The sequence below is a fragment of the Rossellomorea sp. KS-H15a genome (genome assembly GCF_024195245.1).
Lineage (GTDB): Bacteria > Bacillota > Bacilli > Bacillales > Bacillaceae_B > Rossellomorea > Rossellomorea vietnamensis.
Genome location: NZ_CP096886.1, coordinates 653343 through 662500 on the forward strand (window position 1 = coordinate 653343; position 9158 = coordinate 662500).

General features: G+C 48.2%; 5 protein-coding genes, 2 tRNA genes and 3 rRNA genes. All 10 read left to right on the top strand.

All coding sequences use genetic code 11. The features are described 5' to 3' along the window. The first annotated feature begins 7 nt into the window (after nt 1-7). Nucleotides 8-781, top strand: coding sequence for a dihydropteroate synthase (gene folP, locus M1J35_RS03180; protein ID WP_254653678.1), 774 nt, complete (start codon nt 8-10; stop codon nt 779-781). After that, nucleotides 774-1133 (top strand): dihydroneopterin aldolase, encoded by a 360-nt coding sequence (gene folB, locus M1J35_RS03185; protein ID WP_224522366.1) that lies wholly within the window; start codon nt 774-776, stop codon nt 1131-1133. The genes folP and folB overlap by 8 nt, the downstream gene beginning before the upstream one ends. A 1-nt stretch (nt 1134) precedes the next feature. Then, nucleotides 1135-1659 carry a 2-amino-4-hydroxy-6-hydroxymethyldihydropteridine diphosphokinase gene (gene folK / locus M1J35_RS03190; protein ID WP_224522365.1) on the top strand — a complete coding sequence of 175 codons (525 nt, stop codon included), beginning with the start codon at nt 1135-1137 and terminating at the stop codon, nt 1657-1659. Next, the gene (locus tag M1J35_RS03195) at nt 1611-1835 is read left to right on the top strand and encodes a helix-turn-helix domain-containing protein (RefSeq protein ID WP_254652758.1); all 225 of its coding nucleotides are present in this window, start codon (nt 1611-1613) and stop codon (nt 1833-1835) included. The genes folK and M1J35_RS03195 overlap by 49 nt, the downstream gene beginning before the upstream one ends. A gap of 239 nt (nt 1836-2074) precedes the next feature. Further along, nucleotides 2075-3571: a lysine--tRNA ligase gene (gene lysS, locus M1J35_RS03200; RefSeq protein ID WP_229597157.1), complete on the top strand. Its 1497-nt coding sequence runs from the start codon at nt 2075-2077 to the stop codon at nt 3569-3571. A 433-nt stretch (nt 3572-4004) separates the two neighbouring features. After that, nucleotides 4005-5556: ribosomal RNA gene (locus M1J35_RS03205) — 16S ribosomal RNA — on the top strand. 196 nt (nt 5557-5752) lie between these two features. Next, nucleotides 5753-8688 (top strand): 23S ribosomal RNA (locus tag M1J35_RS03210). Nucleotides 8689-8790: 102 nt separating this feature from the next. After that, nucleotides 8791-8907: ribosomal RNA gene (rrf, locus tag M1J35_RS03215) — 5S ribosomal RNA — on the top strand. The 16S, 23S and 5S rRNA genes sit together here with 2 tRNA genes alongside, the layout of an rRNA operon. Nucleotides 8908-8919: 12 nt before the next feature. Next, nucleotides 8920-8995, top strand: a tRNA-Val gene (locus M1J35_RS03220). A 61-nt stretch (nt 8996-9056) separates the two neighbouring features. Continuing rightward, a tRNA-Thr gene (locus M1J35_RS03225) sits at nt 9057-9132 on the top strand. The last annotated feature ends 26 nt before the right edge of the window (nt 9133-9158 follow it).

Sequence of the window (9158 nt, forward strand, 5' to 3'; positions counted from 1 at the left end):
CCTTATCATGGGGATACTGAATATCACTCCCGATTCATTCTCGGACGGCGGGTCTTTCAATGAGTTAGACCGGGCTGTGGAACGGGCGAAAGAAATGGTGGAGATGGGTGCAGATATCATTGATATAGGTGGTGAGTCTACCCGGCCGGGCCACGAGGTCGTACCTGCCGAAGAAGAGATTTCACGGGTTGTGCCGATTATTGAAGCGATCTCCCGGGAAGTGAACGTACCAATCTCCATTGACACGTATAAGGCTGCGACGGCAAGAAAAGCGCTTAAAGCGGGCGCAAGTATTATTAACGATGTATGGGGTGCGAAAAAGGACCCTGAAATGGCACGGGTAGCGGCAGATACCGGTGCTCCGATCATTCTCATGCATAACCGGGATAATCGGGAATACAACCACTTCGTCAGGGATGCGATTCAAGATTTGCAGGAGAGCATCTTCATTGCCAAGGGGTCGGGTGTAAAAGATGAACAGATCATCCTCGATCCTGGCATTGGTTTTGCCAAAACAGTACAATTGAACATAGAAATGATGAGGCATCTGGATGTCATCGTCTCCCTTGGCTATCCGGTCCTGCTCGGAACGTCACGGAAATCCATCATCGGACATGTCCTTGATCTCCCTGTTGAGGAGAGGATGGAGGGGACGGGGGCGACAGTTTGCTACGGTATTCAAAAAGGCTGTCACATCGTCCGTGTTCATGATGTAAAGGAAATGGCACGCATGGCAAAAATGATGGATGTTCTCGTTGGAAAGGAGAAAAGATATGGATAAGATTCTATTGAACGAAATGGAGTTTTACGGCTATCACGGTGTTTTCCAGGAGGAGAACAAACTTGGACAACGTTTTCGTGTTAGTGTAGAGTTGCATTTAGATTTAAGGAAGTCCGGTCAAAGCGATCAGCTTGAAGACTCCGTAAACTATGCGGAGATCTATTCCATCACCAAAAGTGTTGTGGAAGGAGAGCCAAGGAATCTGGTCGAAGCTGTGGCTGAAGACATCGCTTCCCGGATTCTGGAAACATTCAACGCTGTCAAGAGCTGCAAAATCACACTAATCAAGCCTGATCCACCCATTCCTGGTCATTACCGGTCGGTGGCGGTGGAGATTAATAGGAGTCGATAGGATGAATACTGCATATATTTCCCTTGGTTCCAATATGGGGGACAGGGCGGGTTATTTAGAAAAAGCCATAAACATCTTAGGCAGTCATGGTAAGATAGAGGTAACGAAACGATCCTCTCTGTATGAAACAGACCCGGTAGGATTTACAGAACAAGATCAATTTTTGAACATGGTCATCGAAATTCGTACCAGTTTAAGTCCAGAAACTCTATTACATCAGTGCTTGCAGGTGGAAATCGACCTTGGAAGGGAAAGGGAGTTCAAATGGGGTCCGAGGATAATCGACCTCGATATCTTACTCTTTAATCACGAAACGATCGAAGCAGTGAATCTTCTCATCCCTCATCCAAGAATGCAAGAAAGAGCATTTGTATTAATCCCGTTATTAGAGGTGGCTCCGAGTATCGAGCACCCGTCTTTTAATGCCCCGTTGGCTGAATTTCTGGACGAAATACCTGACAAAGAAGGAGTTCGGTTATGGAAACAGATAAATGGGGAAGACGCATTCGTGCATTCAGAAAGCTAAAAGGATTTACTCAGGAAAGTTTGGCCAAGGAACTTTCCATCTCCGTTTCGGTCCTTGGAGAAGTGGAAAGAGGGAGTCGGATACCGAAAGAGGATTTCTTGGAGAACGTTGCGGAAGTCCTGGACATTTCACTTAACGATCTGATCCCTCAAGAAGAATCTGACCGTAGTGAGTAAAAGCCGCTTGATTCACCTGTATTCCTTTTTATGTTATTCTAGATAAGGCTGTAACCAATATGTGACCCTGTCACCCAATTGGATCGGCCTTTTTTAGATTTTTTCAATAGGTTTTCGGGCACCTCGACGTACGTTTCTGAAATTACTCATACTTTAGGGGTGTTACAAACATAGATATTGTGTAAAATAGTATGGTATATAACCGTATTAGTCTACTAAAGCAAGCAGATAGAATAGGAGTGAAACACATGAGTCACGAAGAAATCAATGACCAGCTTCGCGTCAGACGCGAAAAGATGGAAGCCATCCGTGAAAAGGGACAGGATCCATTCGGTAAACGATATGATCGTACACACAGTTCATCAGATATCAAATCTCAATTCGATGAGTTTTCTAAAGAGGAACTGGAAGAGAAAGATATCACTGTCACGATCGCAGGTCGTATCATGACGAAGCGCGGAAAAGGGAAAGCGGGATTTGCCCATCTTCAGGATCTGGCTGGACAAGTTCAAATCTATGTTCGTAAAGATGCCATCGGTGAAGAAGCGTATGAGGTTTTCAATACAGCAGACCTTGGTGATATCGTAGGGATCACGGGTACTGTATTCAAAACAAAGGTAGGGGAACTTTCTGTTAAAGCGAAAGAATTCCACCTGCTGACGAAAGCACTTCGCCCGCTTCCTGAAAAATTCCACGGTTTAAAAGACGTTGAACAGCGTTATCGTCAACGTTATCTGGACCTGATTACAAGTCAGGAAAGCAAAGAAACATTCATCGCGCGCAGCCGCATCATTCAATCTATGAGAAGATACTTGGACAATAACGGTTACCTGGAAGTAGAAACACCAATGATGCACGCAATCGCAGGTGGGGCTTCTGCCCGTCCGTTCAATACACATCATAACGCTCTTGATATGCCGCTTTATATGCGTATCGCAATCGAGCTTCATCTAAAACGCCTGATCGTTGGCGGACTTGAAAAAGTATACGAAATTGGACGTGTATTCCGTAACGAGGGAGTTTCAACAAGACATAACCCTGAGTTCACAATGATCGAGCTTTACGAAGCGTATGCGGATTACCGTGATATCATGGCTCTGACTGAAAATCTTGTTGCCCATATCGCAAAGGAAGTATTCGGATCTACTACGGTTCAATACGCTGACAATGAAATCAACCTTGAGCCGGAATGGACTCGTCTTCATATGGTAGACGCCGTTAAAGAGCACACAGGTGTAGACTTCTGGCAGGAAATGTCCGATGAAGATGCCCGTGCCCTTGCCAAAGAACACGGCATCGAAATCAAAGACAACATGCAATATGGTCACGTCGTCAATGAATTCTTCGAACAAAAGGTAGAAGATAAGCTGATTCAGCCTACCTTCATCTATGGTCATCCCGTGGAAATCTCTCCACTTGCGAAGAAGAATGATGAAGACCCGCGCTTCACGGATCGCTTTGAACTATTCATCGTTGGCCGTGAACATGCCAATGCCTTCACCGAGCTGAATGATCCGATCGATCAAAGAGAACGCTTTGAGGCACAATTGAAAGAAAGAGAAGAAGGAAACGACGAAGCCCACATGATGGATAATGATTTCATCGAGGCTCTTGAATACGGAATGCCGCCAACGGGTGGCCTGGGTATCGGCATCGACAGGCTTGTTATGCTGTTAACCAATTCCCCATCCATCCGGGACGTACTATTATTCCCATTAATGCGTCATCGTGACTAATAAGATATGTAAAAACAGCCGAGGGTTCAGCCTTGGCTGTTTTTTTTGAATCATATCAAAAAGGATGGTAGATAATAATTTGGTGCAAACACTCAATCGGGACTAAAGGAGCTCATTCTTTTACGTAAAAATGAAAGGAAACAATGTCATTTGACTGATATTATATAGAAGTTAAAAAAGTATCATAAAAACTCTTGCGCCAGGGTTTTTATGGTGGTATAGTATTATCTGTTGCCGCAAAACGCGACACACAACATGAAAAACTTGATCAAAACTTCTTTTAAAAAGTTGTTGACAACAAGTTAACGATCATGTAACATAGTAAGGGTCGCTTCAAACAGAAGCACTTACACATTGAACCTTGAAAACTGAACAAAACAAGACAATACGTCAACGTTAATTCTAGATTTATTTTAAAGAGCTATTCAAACTTTTATCGGAGAGTTTGATCCTGGCTCAGGACGAACGCTGGCGGCGTGCCTAATACATGCAAGTCGAGCGGATTGATGGGAGCTTGCTCCCTGATATCAGCGGCGGACGGGTGAGTAACACGTGGGTAACCTGCCTGTAAGACTGGGATAACTCCGGGAAACCGGGGCTAATACCGGATAACTCATTTCCTCGCATGAGGAAATGTTGAAAGGTGGCTTTTAGCTATCACTTACAGATGGACCCGCGGCGCATTAGCTAGTTGGTGAGGTAACGGCTCACCAAGGCAACGATGCGTAGCCGACCTGAGAGGGTGATCGGCCACACTGGGACTGAGACACGGCCCAGACTCCTACGGGAGGCAGCAGTAGGGAATCTTCCGCAATGGACGAAAGTCTGACGGAGCAACGCCGCGTGAGTGATGAAGGTTTTCGGATCGTAAAGCTCTGTTGTTAGGGAAGAACAAGTGCCGTTCGAATAGGGCGGCACCTTGACGGTACCTAACCAGAAAGCCACGGCTAACTACGTGCCAGCAGCCGCGGTAATACGTAGGTGGCAAGCGTTGTCCGGAATTATTGGGCGTAAAGCGCGCGCAGGTGGTTCCTTAAGTCTGATGTGAAAGCCCACGGCTCAACCGTGGAGGGTCATTGGAAACTGGGGAACTTGAGTGCAGAAGAGGAAAGTGGAATTCCAAGTGTAGCGGTGAAATGCGTAGATATTTGGAGGAACACCAGTGGCGAAGGCGACTTTCTGGTCTGTAACTGACACTGAGGCGCGAAAGCGTGGGGAGCAAACAGGATTAGATACCCTGGTAGTCCACGCCGTAAACGATGAGTGCTAAGTGTTAGGGGGTTTCCGCCCCTTAGTGCTGCAGCTAACGCATTAAGCACTCCGCCTGGGGAGTACGGTCGCAAGACTGAAACTCAAAGGAATTGACGGGGGCCCGCACAAGCGGTGGAGCATGTGGTTTAATTCGAAGCAACGCGAAGAACCTTACCAGGTCTTGACATCCTCTGACAACCCTAGAGATAGGGCTTTCCCCTTCGGGGGACAGAGTGACAGGTGGTGCATGGTTGTCGTCAGCTCGTGTCGTGAGATGTTGGGTTAAGTCCCGCAACGAGCGCAACCCTTGATCTTAGTTGCCAGCATTTAGTTGGGCACTCTAAGATGACTGCCGGTGACAAACCGGAGGAAGGTGGGGATGACGTCAAATCATCATGCCCCTTATGACCTGGGCTACACACGTGCTACAATGGACGGTACAAAGGGCAGCGAGACCGCGAGGTTTAGCCAATCCCATAAAACCGTTCTCAGTTCGGATTGTAGGCTGCAACTCGCCTACATGAAGCTGGAATCGCTAGTAATCGCGGATCAGCATGCCGCGGTGAATACGTTCCCGGGCCTTGTACACACCGCCCGTCACACCACGAGAGTTTGTAACACCCGAAGTCGGTGAGGTAACCTTTTGGAGCCAGCCGCCTAAGGTGGGACAGATGATTGGGGTGAAGTCGTAACAAGGTAGCCGTATCGGAAGGTGCGGCTGGATCACCTCCTTTCTAAGGAAGATTTACTAAAACGTTTGACAGTCGAAGTTTTGTTCAGTTTTGATGGTTCAACCATCAAAACATTTTTTATCTCTTACGAGATAAAAGTTGTGTTTGTTCTTTGAAAACTAGATAAAGATAAATTGATAGTCAAGAAATTACCGAGTATCGCCATTTTAGGTTTTAAACCTGATGTAACAACCAATTCGGTTAAGTTATGAAGGGCGCACGGTGGATGCCTTGGCACTAGGAGCCGACGAAGGACGGGACTAACACCGATATGCTTTGGGGAGCTGTAAGTGAGCTTTGATCCAGAGATTTCCGAATGGGGGAACCCATTGTTCGTAATGGAACAATATCCTTACTTGAATACATAGAGTATGGAAGGCAGACCCAGGGAACTGAAACATCTAAGTACCTGGAGGAAGAGAAAGCAATTGCGATTCCCTGAGTAGCGGCGAGCGAAACGGGATATAGCCCAAACCAAGAGGCTTGCCTCTTGGGGTTGTAGGACACTCTATACGGAGTTACAAAGGAATGAAGTAGACGAAGAAGTCTGGAAAGGCTCGTCAAAGAAGGTAACAACCCTGTAGTTGAAACTTCATTCCCTCTTGAGTGGATCCTGAGTACGGCGGGACACGTGAAATCCCGTCGGAAGCTGGGAGGACCATCTCCCAAGGCTAAATACTCCCTAGTGACCGATAGTGAACCAGTACCGTGAGGGAAAGGTGAAAAGCACCCCGGAAGGGGAGTGAAATAGAACCTGAAACCGTGTGCCTACAAGTAGTCAGAGCCCGTTAACGGGTGATGGCGTGCCTTTTGTAGAATGAACCGGCGAGTTACGATCCCATGCAAGGTTAAGTTGATAAGACGGAGCCGCAGCGAAAGCGAGTCTGAATAGGGCGAATTTTAGTATGTGGTCGTAGACCCGAAACCAGGTGATCTACCCATGTCCAGGATGAAGTTCAGGTAACACTAAATGGAGGTCCGAACCCACGCACGTTGAAAAGTGCGGGGATGAGGTGTGGGTAGCGGAGAAATTCCAATCGAACTTGGAGATAGCTGGTTCTCTCCGAAATAGCTTTAGGGCTAGCCTCATGTGTAAGAGTCTTGGAGGTAGAGCACTGTTTGGACTAGGGGCCCTCATCGGGTTACCGAATTCAGACAAACTCCGAATGCCAAAGACTTATCCATGGGAGTCAGACTGCGAGTGATAAGATCCGTAGTCGAAAGGGAAACAGCCCAGACCACCAGCTAAGGTCCCAAAGTATACGTTAAGTGGAAAAGGATGTGGAGTTGCTTAGACAACCAGGATGTTGGCTTAGAAGCAGCCACCATTTAAAGAGTGCGTAATAGCTCACTGGTCGAGTGACTCTGCGCCGAAAATGTACCGGGGCTAAACGTATCACCGAAGCTGTGGATTGACACCTCTAGGTGTCAGTGGTAGGAGAGCGTTCTAAGGACTGCGAAGCTAGACCGTAAGGACTGGTGGAGTGCTTAGAAGTGAGAATGCCGGTATGAGTAGCGAAAGATGGGTGAGAATCCCATCCACCGAATGCCTAAGGTTTCCTGAGGAAGGCTCGTCCGCTCAGGGTTAGTCGGGACCTAAGTCGAGGCCGATAGGCGTAGACGATGGACAACAGGTTGATATTCCTGTACCACCTCTTTTCCGTTTGAGCAATGGGGGGACGCAGGAGGATAGGGTAAGCGCACTGCTGGATATGTGCGTCTAAGCAGTTAGGCTGATGATGAGGCAAATCCCATCATCGCGAAGGCTGAGCTGTGATAGCGAGCGAATTATAGTAGCGAAGTTCCTGATTCCACACTGCCAAGAAAAGCCTCTAGCGAGGAAAAAGGTGCCCGTACCGCAAACCGACACAGGTAGGCGAGGAGAGAATCCTAAGGTGAGCGAGAGAACTCTCGTTAAGGAACTCGGCAAAATGACCCCGTAACTTCGGGAGAAGGGGTGCTCTGGTAGGGTGCAAGCCGAGAGAGCCGCAGTGAATAGGCCCAGGCGACTGTTTAGCAAAAACACAGGTCTCTGCGAAGCCGTAAGGCGAAGTATAGGGGCTGACGCCTGCCCGGTGCTGGAAGGTTAAGAGGAGTGCTTAGCGCAAGCGAAGGTGCGAATCGAAGCCCCAGTAAACGGCGGCCGTAACTATAACGGTCCTAAGGTAGCGAAATTCCTTGTCGGGTAAGTTCCGACCCGCACGAAAGGCGTAACGATCTGGGCACTGTCTCAACGAGAGACTCGGTGAAATTATAGTACCTGTGAAGATGCAGGTTACCCGCGACAGGACGGAAAGACCCCGTGGAGCTTTACTGTAGCCTGATATTGAATTTTGGTACAGCTTGTACAGGATAGGTAGGAGCCTTGGAAACCGGAGCGCCAGCTTCGGTGGAGGCATCGGTGGGATACTACCCTGGCTGTATTGAAATTCTAACCCGCGCCCCTTATCGGGGTGGGAGACAGTGTCAGGTGGGCAGTTTGACTGGGGCGGTCGCCTCCTAAAGAGTAACGGAGGCGCCCAAAGGTTCCCTCAGAATGGTTGGAAATCATTCGCAGAGTGTAAAGGCACAAGGGAGCTTGACTGCGAGACCTACAAGTCGAGCAGGGACGAAAGTCGGGCTTAGTGATCCGGTGGTTCCGCATGGAAGGGCCATCGCTCAACGGATAAAAGCTACCCCGGGGATAACAGGCTTATCTCCCCCAAGAGTCCACATCGACGGGGAGGTTTGGCACCTCGATGTCGGCTCATCGCATCCTGGGGCTGTAGTCGGTCCCAAGGGTTGGGCTGTTCGCCCATTAAAGCGGTACGCGAGCTGGGTTCAGAACGTCGTGAGACAGTTCGGTCCCTATCCGTCGTGGGCGCAGGAAATTTGAGAGGAGCTGTCCTTAGTACGAGAGGACCGGGATGGACGCACCGCTGGTGTACCAGTTGTCTTGCCAAAGGCATCGCTGGGTAGCTATGTGCGGAAGGGATAAGTGCTGAAAGCATCTAAGCATGAAGCCCCCCTCGAGATGAGATTTCCCATCACGTAAGTGAGTAAGATCCCTAGAAGATGACTAGGTAGATAGGTCAGAGATGGAAGCATGGCGACATGTGGAGTTGACTGATACTAATCGATCGAGGACTTAACCACAAAGAGTCATATTTATATGAACAACAATTGGTCGGTATTCGGCTTTCTTGACATCAATTCTTTATCTAGTTTTGAAGGAACAACCCTTCAATTGAATATTCGTCTGGTGATAATGGCGAAGAGGTCACACCCGTTCCCATGCCGAACACGGAAGTTAAGCTCTTCAGCGCCGATGGTAGTTGGGGGATCTCCCCCTGTGAGAGTAGGACGTCGCCAGGCGATACATATTTCGGAGGATTAGCTCAGCTGGGAGAGCATCTGCCTTACAAGCAGAGGGTCGGCGGTTCGATCCCGTCATCCTCCACCATGTTTTTTTACGAAAGTAAAATAAACTTCATTCAATTTGCCCAAGCAAATTTTCTACCCATGCCGGTGTAGCTCAACTGGTAGAGCAACTGACTTGTAATCAGTAGGTTGGGGGTTCAAGTCCTCTTGCCGGCACCATTGTTTTTTTATTTTGTGTCTTTTTT